This window comes from Halpernia humi, assembly GCF_900108025.1.
In the GTDB taxonomy this organism is placed as follows: domain Bacteria; phylum Bacteroidota; class Bacteroidia; order Flavobacteriales; family Weeksellaceae; genus Halpernia; species Halpernia humi.
In genome coordinates, this window is the sequence record NZ_FNUS01000001.1 from 302487 (window position 1) to 319776 (window position 17290).

The following is a 17290-nucleotide window of genomic DNA, read 5'->3' on the forward strand; positions in this document are numbered from 1 at the left end:
ATTTGTTTTTATAAAAATGATTGGCTCTTTAACTTCAAAGATTCTGAAAAAAAACCAAAAAGAAATATTTAATTTTCGGCGTAAAGTACATTTTATTGTTCTGTTTAAAAATAATTAGCATTTTTGCAACATGACTTTCAAGCAAGAAACCTACAATTATTTAAAACAATTTCTCACAGATTCTCGATTCGCAAAGATTGAAAAATTTGCTTTAGAAAGTACAGATTTTGTTTTGCCCGTGATGGAAGATATTTTTCAATTTCGCAATGCCGCAGCAATAGTTCGTTCTGCCGAAGCCTGTGGTTTTCATAAAATTGTGGCTTTAGAAAACGATCATATTTTTAACCCAAATTTAAAAGTCACGAAAGGCGCAGAAAATTGGGTAGAAGTAAAAAAAATGGCTTGTAATTTAGAAACTTTGCAGAAAATAAAAGAAGAGAATTATAAAATTGTAGCAGTTTCACCTGAAAAAAACGCAAAAAGTTTAGCAGATTTTAAAATTCAAGAACCAATTTCTTTGATTTTCGGGACAGAAAAAGAAGGCGTAACGGAAGAGATTTTAAATTTCGCTGACGAAACTTTAGCCATTCCGATGTATGGTTTTACTGAAAGTTTTAATGTTTCTGTGGCGGCAGCAATTTGCTTTTATGATTTGCGCCAAAAGTAAGAAAATTCAAAACTAGATTTTAAATTGCCCGAAGAAAAATTATTAGATTTAAAAATTCGTTGGGCGGTAAATTCTTTGCAAAGTGGTGAGGCTATTTTGAATAAATTTTTAAAAGAAAACGCTTAGTTTAAGTTATTTAAAAAAATTAGGCGTCAAACTTTCTAACGGGAAAACCGCTCCAATTCTAATTTGATTGTACGGGAAATACCGAATTCCATTTTGATATTGAATGAAATACCTATTTTTTTTACCTTTGAAATTTAATTTTGAAGCAAAAACAATCGGTTTATCACCATAATCTGGGACGCGTGTAATCCATCCATTGTAGCCAGAAATTGTATTTTCCCAAGATATATTTTTCTTTTTCAAAATTAATTTTAAACCATACATCAAAGCATCATCTTGCACGTTTAGATTGGGTGTTTGCACGTCCCAAGAGTAAAAGCCGGCATCTGCAACCAATCTTATTTCATTTAAAAAAGCATTTTTTAAAATAAAACTTTTTCCCAGTTCTGCATCAAAATAATAACCTGCAGTATTGAAAAAACGTCTGTTTTTGTAATCGCTTCCCGAAGCCGTTTTTAAAGTAGCATTTAAAATTAAATTGAGTGCTTTTTCTTTATTATTTAAAAGAGAAATTCTAGTTTGGATGTAAACGTCGCCCGCTGCAAAACCAGAATTTTTCTGCATGCCTCGTCGGTCTTTTATAGCGTATGTCACTTCATAATATTCCGCTGGAACTGCCCAAAATTTTAAGGAAACTTTTTCAGAAATTAGTGGTATTTCTACTTTTACATAAGAATTAACGGTTTTATCACCAAAGCCAAAATAATAGTCGCCGTAAACCGAAAGTTCAGTAAATTTTGGAATTGTGGCATCCGTGAAATCTGGAACCGGATTTGAGTTTGGCCCAAAGTAATTGGTGGTTAAATTCAATAATTTTTGGCAAGAAAAAAGACTGCAAAAAAGGAAATTGATTAAGAAAAATAATTTAAGAAATGAGGAATGTTTTGACATTAATTTTTTTTCAAATTTAAAAGATTTAATGTGAATTATTCGGTTATTATGAATTAATTTATATTGAATATAACTCGCCGCTTGCTTTTTTGAGATGTTTTTTTACGAATTAAGAAATAAATTCAAAAACCACCCCGACTTTTTTCTTCGAAAAAACCCACCCCTCCAAAGGAGGGGAATTTTGCAGGCTAATCACGACTCAAAAATTATAAACTTTCAATTATTTTCATATAATTCCAAGCCGCTACAAAAACACCAGCTGTTTCTGTGCGAAGTCTTTGCTTACCGAGCGAAACGGCTTTAATATTTTTGTTGGCTAAAAGTTCAATTTCTTTGGTAGAAAAATCGCCTTCGGGCCCTATTAAAAAAGTTATTTCATTGTTTTTGTTATTCTGAGTTTGTCGAAGAACCATTAAACTAATTCTTTCTAAACTTTCGTCACAATGCGCGACGAAAGTGTTTTCAGAAGTGATGTTAACTAAAAAATCTGATAATTTAATTAACTCATTTATTTTAGGAAAATGAAATCTTAAGCTTTGCTTACATGCGGCAATCGCTTTTTTCTGAATCTTGTCTAGATTTAAAAACTTGCGTTCTGTTTTTTCGGTTTGCAGAAATGTAATCTCTGAAATGCCCATTTCTGTGGCTTTTTCAACAAAAAATTCTAATCGATCTAAGTTTTTTGTGGGCGCAATTGCGATATGCAGTTTTGGTGAAAATTCAGGTAAATTTTCTTTAATAATTGAAACATCTAAATTTGCTTTCTTTCCTTCTAATATTAAATTTCCCTGCGCTAAATTTCCTTTTCCATCTGTTACGAACAGTTCTTCGCCAGATTTCATGCGCAAGACTTTTACGATGTGCTGTTGCTCATCGTCATTAATTTTTATTTCTGGAAAGATGTCGCCAAAAAATAATTTCATAATTTAAATTTCATATCGTGAAGTTGCAACCGCTTTAATATCAGAAAATTCGCCACGCTCAAATTTTAATTTTGCGACCATTGCGATCATCGCCGCATTATCTGTGGTGTATTCAAATTTTGGAATATAAGTTTTCCAGCCTAATTTTTCTTCATTTCGTTTCATCGCTTCACGTAAACCAGAGTTTGCAGAAACACCTCCAGCAATTGCAATTTCATTAATATTTAAATCTTTCGCTGCTTTTTCTAATTTGTCCATCAAAATTTCCACGATTGCTTTTTGGATAGATGCGCACAAATCATTCAAATGTTCTTTCACAAAATCGGGGTTTTCTTTTTCTTTTTTTTGCACAAAATAAAGCACGGAAGTTTTTATGCCGCTAAAAGAATAATCGTAATTTTCAATTTTCGGTTTATTAAATTTGAATTTATTTTCATCTCCAAGTTTTGCTAATTTATCGACGATTGGTCCTGCTGGATAATCTAAATCGAAAATCTTACCAATTTTGTCAAAGGCTTCTCCGGCAGCATCATCAGAAGTTTTGCCGATAATTTCCATTTCAAAATAATCTTTAACCAAGACAATCATTGTATGGCCGCCACTTACCGTTAAACATAAAAAAGGAAATTTAGGTGGTTTTGGATTCGCATCATCAATAAAATGTGCTAAAATGTGCGCTTGCAAATGGTTGATTTCAATTAAGGGAACATCTAAACTCATTGCTAAAGATTTTGCAAAAGAAGTCCCAACTAAAAGAGAACCCAAAAGTCCCGGACCGCGCGTAAAACCAATCGCAGAAATATCTTTTTGTTGTATATTTGCTACGCTTAGACTTTTTTGCACCACAGGGATTATATTTTGTTGGTGTGCTCTGGAAGCCAATTCTGGAACAACGCCGCCATATTCTAAATGTATTTTTTGTGATGCAGCAATATTTGATAAAATAGTATGATTTTTGATTACCGCAGCGGAAGTATCATCACAGGAAGATTCTATACCCAAAATTATTATGTCGCTCATATATGGCAAAGATAGAAAATATTGAAAATACAGATGAAAATATTACACCCAAAAAGAAAGTTTCTTGGTGGAGAAAAATTTTTATAATTCTTTGCTCTTTTTTTGTGCTTTTGTTTATAGCAATTTTTATTGTTTTAAATCTAAATTATACTAAAAACCTAATTGCAGATAAAGCTTTATCGTTTTTAAATAAAGATTTGGGTATCAATATTTCAAAAAAAAATGTAGAAATTAATTTTTTTGGAGATGTTATCATCAATGATTTAGTGATAAAAGATTTTAAAAATAATGATTTTATTAAAGCCAAAAAATTACGTGCAAGTTCAGATTGGTTTTCAATAATCACAAATTCACGAGATCTTAAATTCAATACTTTAACGCTTTCTGATGCCGATGTAAAGGTGGTTACTTACAAAAACGATTCTATTTCTAATTTCATTCGTTTTGTAGATAAATTTGAAAATGGAAAGGCCCCAGATCCCAAAAAAAAGCCTTTTCAACTCAATGCTAGAATTGTGATTGAAAACACAAAAATTTCAATCGTTAATCAAAATAGTGAAGGCGAAGCGGGGCATTGGTTGCAGGCAGAAAATGTAAATGGCATTGTTCCGAATTTGAAAGTTGTGGGGCCAGATGTAAGAGCAAGAATTAATAATTTCAGTTTTGTAACCCAACGTTGGGGAAAGAAACATTTTTTAAAAACATTTTCTACAGATTTCCACATCAATAGAGATTTTTTAAAACTTAAAGATCTTACTTTAGAGACCGATCATTCCTTATTGCAGGGCGATTTGGTGTTTAATCTTGATAAAAAAACACATTGGCAAAATTTCGATCAAAAAGTAGCGTGGGACGTTAATTTGAAATTAGGCAGCCGAATTTCTGGCTATGATATTTCATATTTTGTAAACGATTGGGATAATTACAAACCCATCAATATTTTTGGGAAAATTAAAGGGCCGCTAGATAATTTTCAATTAGAAAATTTCGAAATGGGCAACAAAAATGTGACGATAAGTTCTAATAAATTGAAGGTTCAACATTTTCTTAAAAGTAATTTTTTAGTGAAAACCGATCGACTTTCTACCAATTTCACTTATGTTCAATTAAAAGAGATGTTACCTACTTTTATTGCTAAAAGTTTAAAAAACATTGCAGATGATTTTGGTAAAATGGCTTATAATGGTGATTTGAATGCGACACAAAAACAAATTTATATCTCCAGCGCAAATTTAGATACTGGAATTGGAGACGCGAAAATTTCCCAGTTTTACCTTAATGATTATTTAGAAAAAATCCCGAAATTTCGTGGCAACGCCATATTGAAAGATTTTAATACTTCTGTGGTTTCCAAAAACAAAGAAGTGGGATTAATTTCGGGGAATTTTAATTTTAAAGGTGAAAGTTTTGATGTGAATACGATGAAACTCGAAACAAAATCTAAAATAACTAGCCTAGAAATTAACAAAAAAATAATTAATAATATTTATTTAAATGGAGTTTTAGACCATAAAACCTACAAAGGAATTGCAAATATTGATGATGAGCAAGCCAAAGCAAACGTAAATGGTTTTATTGATTTTAGCACCAGCAAAATTAAAGGAGATTTTTTTGCAGATATTACTAATTTGAATATCAATTATTTTACAGACGGCAAAGAGCCCCAAAAATTAAGCGGACAAATTGATGCCAAGGTTTCAATGAGCAAATTGAATGATTTAATTTTAGATGCCAATCTAAAAAATGTCGATTATGCAACTTCAAGCCAGAAATTTAATATTCCAGATGGAAGTTTGAAAACATTTTTTGAAAACGGAAATAGAGTAGTGCAAGTGAACGCGCCTGCAGCGATTGACGGCGAACTTTCTGGGCAATTTAATCTAGCCGATATTGGCGGAATGTTGCAAAATGCAGTGGATAAAGTTTTAGCAGGAAATACCATCAGAAAAACGTACAAAGGTCAAAATTTTAAATATGATTTTAATATAAAACAGGCTTTGGTAAGTTATTTTGAGCCAAATTTAAAAATCCCAACTGGTGGAAAACTAACAGGAAATTTTGATGGAAATACAAATGATTTTATCTTAAATGCCGAAGCACAAAGTTTAAAATATCTAATGACTTCAAAAGTAGAAATTTCTGCGGCGGATAAAGCTTTGGCATTGGCAAACCCTTCTTACAAGTTGCCAGAAAAGGATTTAATTAAAAAAGATTCTGCGATGGTTGAAGACTTTTCTGTGAAAATAAATACTTCAAATCTTGCCGAGCAAATCACTGCAAATATTGGTAGAATTGCTTACAAAAATAATATTTTAAAGGACATCGCCTTACACGGAAAAAATGAAAATGGTGATATTTTGCGTATCGCTACAGATTTTAAACTCGGAAGCCCAGAAGAAGAAAAAGATGGAACCCTAAATTCTTATGCCATTAATTTTAACCAAAGTACCAATGCCGCTGGCGATTTTGTATTAAAATTTGAACCAACAACCTTTACAATAAATAAAGTGGCGTGGACTGTGGATGCGCGTCCAGAGCAGAATGAATCCATCACCTACCGGAAAAAAACCAAAGATTTTTTAATAGAAAATTTAAGAATATTTTCTGATAACAGTGAACTTTTGGTGAAAAATGCCGTTTTTAAATCTGCTAAAGATTTCTCTGTGCTTGGCGAGGTAAAAAACTTTGAAATTTCTAAAGTTTTGGCTTTAACTAAATCTGAAAATAGTATAGATCTCACAGGTTTGGCAAATGGTACCTTTCAGTTAGAAATGGATAAAAGTAATCTGAAACCAATTATAGATTTTAATGTAGGGAATATTATTTTGAATGGTCAAAAAATGGGCAACATTGTTATGAATGCCAAAGCGAGTGATACGCCAAATGTATTTGACATTAGTGGGAATGTACTTTCTTCGGATGCTTTTGGCAATAATACATTAACCTTAACAGGAACTGTTGATAATAATACAACCTCACCTTCGCTAAATTTAGTTGCCAAAATGGATGGTTTTGATTTGGGCTTTACGCAAGAATTTGTAAAATCGGTTTTTGGAAATATCCGAGGAAAAGCAACCGGAAATCTAAATATTAGCGGCCCATTGTCTGACGTAGATTATAGCGGAGATATCGCCTTGAAAAATTTTGGTTTAAAATTACTTTTTACTGGTGTAGATTATTCTTTTGATGATACGGTGATTCCGCTTTCTAAAGGTTTGGCAGTTTTAAATGATGTAGGTGTACATGATGGAAGAACAAATTCTAGCGGAAATATTTCTGGTGCCATTCAGTTCCAGACTTTGGCTTCATTGGGGGTCAATCTAATAATGCATTCCGATAATCTTTTGCTTTTAGATACGCAGCAGAAAGATTTTGATTTATTCTGGGGGCGCGTCTATGGCAAAGGAGATTTGTATGTAGATGGCCCAGTTTCAGCACTTAATATTGCAACACCTAATATGAAAGCGTTGAATAACAGTACATTTACCTTTAATAGTAATTCTACTTCTAGCGTAGAAGAATTTAAAATGCTTCGCTTTTTGCAACAAGACAAAACGGGCAATTTAAAAGTAGAAGAACAGAAAAAATATGGTGCAAATATAAATGTAGATTTCACGATGGATGTAGATAAAGGAACTACTGTGAATGTTTTGGTGGGCGATAATGTAGGCGATATAAGCGTGAGAGGCGTTGCCAATAATCTAAAATTTAACCTTACACGCAGCGGAAATGTATCTATTGTCGGGAAATATTTGGTAGATAGTGGCACTTTTGTTTCGAAGGCTATTTTGAACAGAACTTTCCAAATAGAAAAAAATAGCAGCATAGATTGGGACGGCAATGCACTGGCGCCTACATTAGACATTAAAGCAGATTATCTTCGAACCGTTACGAATGCTGGTGATTATTTGGGCATACAATTGCAACCTATAAATGTTTTATTATCTACAAAAATCACACAAACTTTAAATAACCCAAAAATAGAATTGGGCGTTTCTGCACCCGATGTTTCCTCGCAAGTGAAAGAAACTTTGGCCGCCAAAATGAGCCAAGAAGATGAGAAGGTTTTGCAGTTTGGGTCTATTTTGGTTCTCAATAGTTTTAATGTTGAAAATGCGGGTGGATTTAATATTAATGTAGGGAAAATTGGTGAAAATACGGGATATAATATTTTGTTCAAACAATTGGGTTCAGTTTTAAATTCTATAAGCAATGAATTTCAGGTGGATCTGAACTTCATCCAAGGCGACCAAGCATCCAATAGTGGCAATAGAGCAAATGCAGGGATAAATTTTATACTTTCGCCGCGTGTAACATTAAAAACAGGTTTAGGAATTCCGCTTTCTAAAACCAATGAAACTAATACCAATTATCTGTCCGGCGAAGGTACTGTAGAATACGATTTTTCTAAAAAAAATGATGGCACCAGAATTTTGCGGTTTTACTCAAAACCAAGCAATATAGGGCTTTTGAATGGTGCAAGTACCGGAAGTCCAGGTTCAAACCAAAGTTATGGCGCAGGTATTGTGTATAGTAAAAGTTTCAATACAATCTTTAAAAGAAAGAAAAAAGATAAAAATAAGGCGGCTGTAACTCCTAAAATAAAAAAAGATTCCGTTAAAATAGATACTTTAAAATAGGGATTAAGAAGATATTTTTGTTAATAAGTTAAAAATTGTTAATATTTACCTAAACTTTTTAGTTATAATTATTTTTTATAAATTTGCAACAAAATAGAGCAAAAATTATAAATTCAACAAAATACATATAATTATGAATTACAGTTTAGATGAAATAGATAAGAAAATTCTAGACTTCTTGGTAGAAAATACAAGAATGCCTTTTACGGAAATCGCAAAACAAATGGACGTTTCTGCCGGAACTATACACGTACGAGTGAAAAAAATGGAAGATGCCGGGATTATTTTGGGATCGTCATTAAATATTGATTATACTAAATTAGACTACCATTTCACAGCATTTATAGGTATTTTACTTACAAAATCAAATAGAACACAAGATGTTTTGAAGAAATTGGCAGACATTCCAAATGTGATAGAAACCAGTGTAATCTCTGGAAAATACAATATTTTCTGTAAAGTAAAAGCCAAAAATACGGAAGATGCTAAAAAAATTATTTATCAGATAGATGATATAGAAGACGTGATGCGCACAGAAAGTATGATTTCTATGGAAGAATACATCAGTGATAAAAACCGTTTGATGAAAGCAATTAGCATATAATTTTATATTAAAATGTTATAAATCATAAAAACTTTTGGAAACTATTCCAAAAGTTTTTTTTAGTTTTACCTTATGGAAGAAAGTTATTTTGAAAATGAACCAAAAAAAACAGCAGCGTTTTACATTGCGCTAGGCGGTTTGGCACTTTTTACATTAATGGGATTGGGGATGGATGGTGACGAATTTCTACAACGCAAAATTATCCATATTCCAGATTGGTATTTTTACATTGTGTTTGGGATAGATTTTTTGGCCTTATTATCACTTGTAGGAATAGCCTTTTTCAAAAAATTAGCCATATTTGCATTTCCGGTTTTTATTTTATTGCATTTTTATCTGCATCAGTTCTATCTTTCCACCTTTCTATATACGGATGTTACAAATATTTTTCTGTTCATAGGTGCTGGTTTGTTTACCATAATCCCAAAATGGAAGTATTTTAAATAAAATTGCTATGACCGTTACGATGGCTCATAATAAACGTTTCTTAAACTACAAATACAACGGCAAAGAACTCCAAGAAACTGGAATGTACGACTATGGTGCAAGAATGTACATGCCGGATATTGGACGGTGGGGAGTTCAAGATGTCTTAGGAGAAATGTATTATAGTTATAGCCCTTATAGTTATGCCGCCAACAATCCTCTTAAATTTATAGATCCCACGGGAATGTGGATTACGATTAATGATGGCAATAATAATTATAGATACGACGATGGCAAATTATATACACAAAACGACAAAACCAAAAAATGGGATGTTGAAGCAAGTGTAAAAAGTGATAGTTATGCAGGACAAATTTTATCTTCTTTGACTTCTATAACAGGAGGAGATAAAGATTCCTTCGGCAGTAAATTTTTAGGACTTTTTTCAAATGACAATATTAATGCATCTATACAAGACAGTAAAGACTATACGGGCAGTAGAAGTGATGAAATGCTTGGAAAAAACTTTACTCTCGATACAAGTGTATATACTGGATTTAAACAAGACGTTAACCCATATACATCAATGAATGGCGAAAAGTCCAAACAACGACAAAGCGAATTCTATATAAATTTATTTCATGAAATAGGACATAGTTTTTTAAATCAAACTAGTTCTTACTCGGAACTAAAAAAAGTTTGGGTTGATGGGAGTGCGAATTCTCTTAGTTCTGATATTTCACAAGGTGAAATTGTCGCATCTTACATTGAAAATCTTCTGCGGTCCGAACAAGGACGCCCTATAAGAATGAGTTATAGTCCAGATGCGAATACAGCGTCTACGCTTGTTGAAAGCGTTAAATGGCAACCCACAATAATTCAAGGAAGTAATCCAGGAAATGGCAGAACTAACTTTAATACCAGAGTTTTCACTATGCCAAATAGTGTTCAATTAATTTATAACAAAATAATGAATAGTAAAAAATAATATTATGAAGCAATTTTTTTTATTATTGATAATGTTACTTTTATTTAGTTGTAATCCATTTTATTATCAATACCAACGATTAAATGAAAATTTACCGAAAAGTAAGTTTTATTTAGAGCAACAATCATTATTAAAGCCTCTTCTCAAAAAAGAAAATGAGCCGTTTATTTTAATAATTTCTTGGGATAAAAGTATTTTATCCCAAGAAAACATGACATACAAAGCACTGGTATATTATCCAAAAAATGGAAGTAAAAAATTATTAGAAACGAGAAAAAAAACCCCTAAAAATATTATTAGTTCTGATTTAACAGATAAGAATTTTTACGATTTTAAATTTATATTAGACAATTATCTGGAGGGTAAAGAAGAATATTTACTTTCTTTACATGACTCTTTTAGTAGTTCTGAAGTGAACAGTCCATATTATATTTATGATTTTGTTATAAATAAGAAGATTAAATTAAAATCTTTCACTTTTGATAAGGACGGAAAAATAATTCAATAGGCTTCGTCTGATAGCAACAAATTTTAGGATTCTTTTTAACCCGATGACGCGGATATCGATGGCGCGGATTTGCAACCCGATGGCGCGGATATCGATGGCGCGGATTTGCAATCCGTGCTCGAAAAACTTACCACAAATAAACTATTTTTTCTTATTTTTATTTTAAAAATTAAATGTCAACAAAATATAAGGCAGTAGAAATTGATAAAGCCTATTTCATAACCATTACAACAGTTGGCTGGGTTGACGTATTTTCAAGATTATCACAAAAAATGGTAATGATAGAATCGCTGAAATATTGCCAGTCACAAAAAGGCTTAACTATTTTTGCGTATTGTTTAATGTCTAGCCACATGCATTTGTTTTGTAGGGCAGATGGAAAACTCAGCATTTCAGAGATTATGAGGGATCTTAAAAAATTTACTTCAAAAAAAATTATTGAAACAGTACAATCAGAACCAGAAAGCAGGCGTGAGTGGATGTTGGATTATTTTAAAAAATCTTGCGAGCATTTGATTCGGGACCAAAATTTCAAAGTATGGCAAGATGGTTATCACGCAGAAGAAGTATTTTCTAACCGATGGATTAAGGAAAAAATAAATTACATCCATCAAAATCCAGTGAAAGAAAAAATAGTAACCGAGCCAGAAAATTACTATTTTAGCAGTGCCCGAAATTACGCTGATTTAGATAGCGCTCTTGATGTTGAAGTTGTTTTTATGGGATGGGACAATCACGGTGTATGATTGGTCACGGATTGCAAATCCGCGCCATCGGGGTATGGCTGGAGATAATTTTGAATGGAATTTACAAGGCGATACATTTTTGCAATATTTAGAAAATGGTTTTACAAAGGCAAATAGTAATGAAAAACAGTTTGGTAAAACTCTTTTAGCATGGAGAGGAAATGTAGATGTGATAGGTTTATTTGGTTCTAAAAATGGAACTGAAAATGGGCCAACGCATGCCGCTACATATATAGGAACATCAAAAAATGGAACCGAATATACCTTTTCTAAAAATGGATTATTAGTAGCGCCAAAAGTGCAAACTACAACATCATTAAAAGGCACTTATGGTAATAAATTAAGTTATTGGAATCCCAGATAATAATAGAATATGTATACCTTAAATAAAGTTTTAAAAATATTTTTTGTTTTAGTTTTTACATTAAATATTATTGTACATGCAAATACTTTACTGGATGTAAATAAAAATATATTTGATATAGAGATTATAACCAGCGTTATATTGATTATTAGTTTAATTATGTCTAATAAAATAACTTCACTAATCTTATTTTTATTTATATTAATTTTATTTTATCATATATTAATAGTAGACGGTATTTATTCAGGAGGTGGCATTTTTATCGGGAATAATCTGTCCTCATATATCCGTTTAAATATAACTCACAATCTTATTGTCAATCAATTTATATCTCATTTTTCTTTAGTAGTTTGTTTTTTTATTATTTTTTTGGAACTACCATTTCGCTGGAAAACTCAAAATTTTGATAGGCAATGAAAATATCGGAATTTATGAAATAGTTATAAACAAGTTCACCGCTACCGCACGATTGTATCGTGTGGTCATAAAGAAAATAAGGGCTCCGTCTAATAGCCAATAATTTTAAAATTCTTTTCTAATTTTTCATTAAACGCAATATTAATAGGCATTACAAATACCTATAATTTCTTAAATAAGCGGTTCGAAAATTCGAACTGCTTGTTTTTAAGTAAAATTTAGAATTTTTAGCAAAAAATCTTTTTATTATTTCAAAAAAATTATTTAATCACTAAAAAAAATTATTAGATTTGAACAAACTTTTAGGTTTTAAGTGCCATTTTTACTTTTAAACACAGACCTTTCCACAAGAATATTCCTTTTTATCCTGTATTCTCTTCTGGTTTAGTTTATCGAAGAAAAGTTGGGTGTCTTTTAATCCAGGATTTTCAAATACTTCATCTGGTGTGTAAATTTTGTGCACATAATGTGGCTTTTCAGAATTGTATTCTTTTATAGATTCCGCAATGTAATCGTGTAATTCTTCTTTTGTTAGTTCTTTGTCTTTCAGATAAGTTTGCTTTAAAATCCGGTTGTTGCCTTCTATCAAACTATTAGAAAACAATACATCTTTCAACGCAATTTTTTTATCAATCCCAACCTTGCAATTTTTTATAAATTCGTGTATCACCACATTATTATTTTCGCTTCCTCCATCTACAATCAAATCTAACTTTAGATTTTCATTATCAAAAATTTGCTTTTCTAAAAACTGCTCTTTTATTGCATTTTTCAAACTCTTCAATCTTATTTTTCCAGACAATTTTTCATTGACGTCCCAAGCCAAGACTTTCCGGGAAAAATTGTCCATCAGAGTATAAATGTACATTTTTTTATAATCTGAAGTTTTGTATTTCGTAACATCCATATTCCCGATAGCGCGGATTTGTAAACCCGATTTCGCAAATATCGATAGCGCAGATTTACAATCCCTGCTCGTAAACATAATATTCAGACAATTTCTTTAATTCGTAAATTAATTTTGTCGTTAATACAGATTTTTTTATTCAGCACAAAAAGAAACAGATTTTTAAATCTTGGAATAAATTTAATTTTTTCTAACGATTTGCTAGAAAATAAAAAAGTTGGCTTATAATTTCGCCAAAAAATCCTCCGCGTTTTTGTGGTGTAATTTTCGTTTTTCCACGTCCATTTTTTGATAAGAATAGTACATCATGGAAACTCTCGGGTTTCCTTTAAAAAACTCTTGTTGCTCACCAACAAAACGCCAAAAAAGTCCGTCCCAAAAGGCTTCCCAATCACCTTTTTCATAATTGCTCATTTTTTTAATATAATTTGAGCCGCTTAAATAAGGTTTTGTGGCGAAAGTTCCACCGTCTGCAAATTGGCTCATGCCATAAATATTTGGAACCATTACCCAATCGTAAGCGTCAATAAAAAGTTCCATAAACCATTTGTAAACTTCGTCCGGATCAATCTCGCAGAGCAACATAAAATTCCCCAAAACCATCAGTCTTTCGATGTGATGGCAATAACCGGTTTTCAAAACTTTTTTGATGGTTTCGTCTATCGGCGGAATTCCCGTCGATCCGTCGTAAAAACTTTTTGGCATTTTTCTGGTAAAACCGAAGTGATTTTTGTTGCGGGAATAAACGCCTTTAAATAAATACATGCCGTGCATAAATTCTCGCCAACCAATTATTTGGCGGATAAAAACTTCCAAAGAATTAAGTGGAATTTTATTTTTTCTAGCAAAATCTAAAGTTTTTTCAAGCACTTTTATGGGTTCTAATAAACCTGAATTGATCAATGGTGAAAGCAAACTGTGGTTTAAAATATTTTGATTTTTTACAATAGCATCTTCATAAATTCCAAAATCCTGAAACCGGTAATTTAAAAATTGATCCAACCAATCTTCCGCTTCTTTGTGTGAAGTCGGGTAGAAGGGATTTTGTGAAATTTCGCCTGGATTTTTTGCAAAATTTTCTTCGGTATATTTTACGGCTTCTTCCCAAATTTTAGATTTTTCAGGAAATAAAATAGATGGCGGCGTTTTTCCTTTCGGATATTTTTTTCGGTTGTCGCTATCAAAAGTCCATTTTTCACCTTCTGGATTTTGATTTTCGTCTACCAAAATATTGAGGCGAATTCTTTCCTGTTTGTAAAATGCCGTTTGGAAATAAAATTTTTTATCTGGATTGAAAAATGCCTTTAAATCTTCTTTATTGTTAATGAATTGCGGCGAATCAAGAATATTTAATTTAACATTTTTCGCAATTTCTTTTAATCTTTTTTCGAGATAAAAATCTGCGGGATAAACAACATTAATTTCTGTGATCTCTTTTGAAGCAATTTCTTTTCCAAAATTCCGAATATCTGATAATTCGTCTGCGCTTTCAATGTAAATAATGCTTAAACCTTTTTCTTCTAAATAATTTTGATAGCATTTCATCGAAGCCCGATGAAACGCCAGTTTTTGCTTATGAAATTTGTATTGTTTAAAAAAAAGATATTCTTCTATTAAATAAAAATCGCCTTCTAAATCAAGTAAAGAATGGTTTTTAAACAATTGATGCGGGAAAATTAAATTTACTTTTTTAGACATTTTCTTTATTTCTTCGGCATTTTTCACTACAATATTTTACGTCGCCCCAGTTCTTTTCCCATTTTTTTCGCCAGGAAAAAGGCCGTTTGCAAACCGGACAAATTTTTGTGGGAAGATTTTCTTTTTTCATATGAATATTTATATTTTTAACGGTCATATGCAATCTTCTATCTTAGTTGTGATTTTTTATAAAATTTGTACCTGACGATTTCACTAAAATTCTGGTATTTCATTTTCGCGAACGTAAGGAAATGTATCTAATTTTGTCAAAGAATAATAGGTATTTAAACCAGATATTCCCGCACTTTTAGTGGTTTCTAAATCAATTTGTCCTAAATCATTAATTAAAATATCATTTAAAATTAGAGTTTCCACATTTCCGATCACAAATTTACAACCGTTCGGAAGTTCAATGATTGAGAGTAATATCATGCCTATTTTCACCGGACTTTCTTTCACGAATGGTGCAAAAAAATCATTCAGATATTCTTTCTGAATATTCATTTTTTCAAATTCAGAAATCTCTGTAGAAACCTTTGCAGAAGTATAATGCGCGTTTTTTATCAATTTTTCAGGAATGTGATTGATAGTATAAACTTCGGTTTCTTTGATGTTTTTAAAAGTATCCGTTTCACGCGATTCTTGCGGACGTAAAATGAAACCCAATTGCGCCGGATTTGAGCCTAAATGAACGACAGAAGAAAATACCGCGACATTTTCTTGCCCGTTTTTATTTTTCGTTCCAATTAAGTTGGCTGGTTTTACGCCTGTGATAGAATTAATTAAATTTAAACGAAATTTTCGCTCTAAATTTTCTATTTCGGATTTATTCAAATTCATAATTTTCTAATTTGTTTCTCACTTTTTTTTGTTCACGGATTACACAGATTTACACGGATGATGAAAAATATTAACACAAAAAATCCGTGAAAATCCGTGAAATTTGTGCGCTACATTTTGACAAAATTATCCCTGTTCAAAATCCTTTTGTAAGCCTTTTTTTATCTTTTTCCAATAAGAAAAGAAGGATTGAAATTCGCCTTCTATTTCAAATAATGTCGTTCTTTTTTCTTCAGTTCCTTTAAAATACAAATGGCTTGGATGTTCTTTATAAAATAGATTTTCGGATGAAATTTGTTTATTTAATTCAGAAAATTCACCTACAAAAATTTTAATTTCTGGAATATTTTCAGACAACTTTAAAGCGAAATCTAGACACTTTTCTGAAACTGGAAATTTCTCAAAATGAGAAGGTTCTAGCAATAAAATTCTTTGAAAATCTTCCGTAAAATGCCATTTGAAATCTAAATTATAATAAGTAAAAACCAAAGTTTTTTTATTTTCTAAAACTGGATTTTCGTTTTCAGGAAGAATTGTTTTTAAACTTAAAATTCTATTTTCCTTTAAAACTTCCGGAACTTTCAAAGTTTCAAATTCTGAATAATCAACATCCAAGAAGGTGTTTTTTTGATTTCCACCAAAATATTTATTCAGATTATCCTGATTAGCAAAATATTTTTTAGATGAAAATGTGCCTGCAACCCATTGCCAACTTAAAAAATTACTGGCAAGATCGCCATCCAACAAATTAAAATACAACCATTTTGCAGGTTCTTTCCAATCACAATGCGCGATATTACAACAAACAGAAGCCAAATACATTCTCAAATGATTGTGAATGTAGCCGGTTTCGTAGAGTTCTTTTATGGCTTCATCAAGAATTTCAATGCCTGTTTCTGCGTTTAAAACTGCCTTTTGAATTCCTGAATTTTCAGAATTTAATTGAGAATTTCGCAGATCTGAAAATATGTTTTCATTTTTATGTTGATAAACATTTTGAAAAAAATCGCGCCACGCTAATTCCTGCACCAATCGTTCGACTTCAAACCATTTTAAATTTAAAGCTTTAAGATGTTCAAAAACGTCACGTGTGGAAATTACGCCGCGAGAAATGTACGGACTCAAATGCGTTACTGCGCCATTTTTAAAATTTCTGGTCGCGGAATATTTCACGGGATTTATCGCTGAAATTCGGGCTTCAATTGCTGATATGGAAGTTGGAAAGTCTATCGTTTTGAAATTTTATTGTGTGAAATTGCCTTTTGACGCGAACATTTGAAACGGGTAATTTCTGCGCTTCTTTTCTTTAAATGCTTTTTACTAACGCCCGAATTCACGCGTTTTCGCCACAATTTAAAGGAACTTTGCTTTAATTGTGAGCGCATTAACTGGATCACGTCGGCTTCTGACAAGCCAAATTGAAATTTGATCGCCTCAAACGGCGTTCGGTCTTCCCAAGCCATTTCTATGATTCTGTCGGTTTCTCTTAATGTTAATTCTTTCATTAGTAATATTATCTTTTCTA

The 17290-nt window shown here is 31.7% G+C and carries 15 protein-coding genes and 2 pseudogenes; 8 read left to right on the forward strand and 9 right to left on the reverse strand.

All coding sequences use genetic code 11. From position 1 onward, the window contains the following. The first annotated feature begins 130 nt into the window (after nucleotides 1-130). Nucleotides 131-793: pseudogene (locus C4S29_RS01435) on the forward strand (TrmH family RNA methyltransferase). A gap of 6 nt (nucleotides 794-799) precedes the next feature. Here C4S29_RS01435 and C4S29_RS01440 read toward each other — a convergent pair. From C4S29_RS01440 to tsaD, 3 genes are all read right to left on the reverse strand, one after another. Continuing rightward, the gene (locus tag C4S29_RS01440; protein ID WP_146063239.1) at nucleotides 800-1684 is read right to left on the reverse strand and encodes a hypothetical protein; all 885 of its coding nucleotides are present in this window, start codon (nucleotides 1682-1684) and stop codon (nucleotides 800-802) included. 206 nt (nucleotides 1685-1890) lie between these two features. After that, on the reverse strand, nucleotides 1891-2607 hold the full coding sequence (locus tag C4S29_RS01445) for an RsmE family RNA methyltransferase (RefSeq protein ID WP_103912343.1): 717 nt from the start codon (nucleotides 2605-2607) through the stop codon (nucleotides 1891-1893). A 3-nt stretch (nucleotides 2608-2610) separates the two neighbouring features. Further along, on the reverse strand, nucleotides 2611-3627 hold the full coding sequence (tsaD, locus tag C4S29_RS01450; protein ID WP_103912344.1) for a tRNA (adenosine(37)-N6)-threonylcarbamoyltransferase complex transferase subunit TsaD: 1017 nt from the start codon (nucleotides 3625-3627) through the stop codon (nucleotides 2611-2613). 2 nt (nucleotides 3628-3629) lie between these two features. On the opposite strand from tsaD, the gene C4S29_RS01455 reads away from it, so the two are divergent. The 7 genes and pseudogenes from C4S29_RS01455 to C4S29_RS01485 all read left to right on the forward strand — a co-directional run bounded on the left by C4S29_RS01455 (nucleotide 3630) and on the right by C4S29_RS01485 (nucleotide 11903). Continuing rightward, on the forward strand, nucleotides 3630-8267 hold the full coding sequence (locus C4S29_RS01455) for a translocation/assembly module TamB domain-containing protein (protein WP_103912345.1): 4638 nt from the start codon (nucleotides 3630-3632) through the stop codon (nucleotides 8265-8267). 133 nt (nucleotides 8268-8400) lie between these two features. Further along, nucleotides 8401-8871, forward strand: a complete 471-nt coding sequence (locus C4S29_RS01460; protein ID WP_103912346.1) for an Lrp/AsnC family transcriptional regulator — start codon at nucleotides 8401-8403, stop codon at nucleotides 8869-8871. Between the two features lie 72 nt (nucleotides 8872-8943). After that, complete coding sequence (locus C4S29_RS01465) at nucleotides 8944-9318, forward strand: hypothetical protein (RefSeq protein ID WP_103912347.1); 375 nt, start codon at nucleotides 8944-8946, stop codon at nucleotides 9316-9318. 46 nt (nucleotides 9319-9364) lie between these two features. After that, a pseudogene (locus C4S29_RS15035) lies at nucleotides 9365-9544 on the forward strand (RHS repeat-associated core domain-containing protein); the annotation flags it as partial. A 745-nt stretch (nucleotides 9545-10289) separates the two neighbouring features. Continuing rightward, on the forward strand, nucleotides 10290-10793 hold the full coding sequence (locus tag C4S29_RS01475) for a hypothetical protein (protein ID WP_103912349.1): 504 nt from the start codon (nucleotides 10290-10292) through the stop codon (nucleotides 10791-10793). 173 nt (nucleotides 10794-10966) lie between these two features. Further along, nucleotides 10967-11539, forward strand: coding sequence for an REP-associated tyrosine transposase (locus C4S29_RS01480; RefSeq protein ID WP_103912350.1), 573 nt, complete (start codon nucleotides 10967-10969; stop codon nucleotides 11537-11539). Between the two features lie 34 nt (nucleotides 11540-11573). Continuing rightward, nucleotides 11574-11903, forward strand: a complete 330-nt coding sequence (locus C4S29_RS01485) for a hypothetical protein (RefSeq protein WP_103912351.1) — start codon at nucleotides 11574-11576, stop codon at nucleotides 11901-11903. A gap of 745 nt (nucleotides 11904-12648) precedes the next feature. On the opposite strand, the gene C4S29_RS01495 is transcribed toward C4S29_RS01485, so the two are convergent. From C4S29_RS01495 to C4S29_RS01520, 6 genes are all read right to left on the reverse strand, one after another. Beyond that, nucleotides 12649-13305, reverse strand: coding sequence for a DDE-type integrase/transposase/recombinase (locus C4S29_RS01495; protein ID WP_103912353.1), 657 nt, complete (start codon nucleotides 13303-13305; stop codon nucleotides 12649-12651). Nucleotides 13306-13449: 144 nt separating this feature from the next. Further along, the gene (locus tag C4S29_RS01500) at nucleotides 13450-14952 is read right to left on the reverse strand and encodes a cryptochrome/photolyase family protein (protein ID WP_317045059.1); all 1503 of its coding nucleotides are present in this window, start codon (nucleotides 14950-14952) and stop codon (nucleotides 13450-13452) included. Then, nucleotides 14918-15055: a DUF2256 domain-containing protein gene (locus tag C4S29_RS01505; RefSeq protein WP_185116933.1), complete on the reverse strand. Its 138-nt coding sequence runs from the start codon at nucleotides 15053-15055 to the stop codon at nucleotides 14918-14920. The genes C4S29_RS01500 and C4S29_RS01505 overlap by 35 nt, the downstream gene beginning before the upstream one ends. 83 nt (nucleotides 15056-15138) lie before the next feature. Then, nucleotides 15139-15765: a flavin reductase family protein gene (locus tag C4S29_RS01510; protein WP_103912355.1), complete on the reverse strand. Its 627-nt coding sequence runs from the start codon at nucleotides 15763-15765 to the stop codon at nucleotides 15139-15141. Nucleotides 15766-15891: 126 nt separating this feature from the next. Beyond that, nucleotides 15892-16938, reverse strand: a complete 1047-nt coding sequence (locus tag C4S29_RS01515; protein ID WP_233740462.1) for an FAD-binding domain-containing protein — start codon at nucleotides 16936-16938, stop codon at nucleotides 15892-15894. Between the two features lie 53 nt (nucleotides 16939-16991). Beyond that, nucleotides 16992-17270: a TIGR03643 family protein gene (locus tag C4S29_RS01520; RefSeq protein ID WP_103912357.1), complete on the reverse strand. Its 279-nt coding sequence runs from the start codon at nucleotides 17268-17270 to the stop codon at nucleotides 16992-16994. Between the last annotated feature and the right edge of the window lie 20 nt (nucleotides 17271-17290).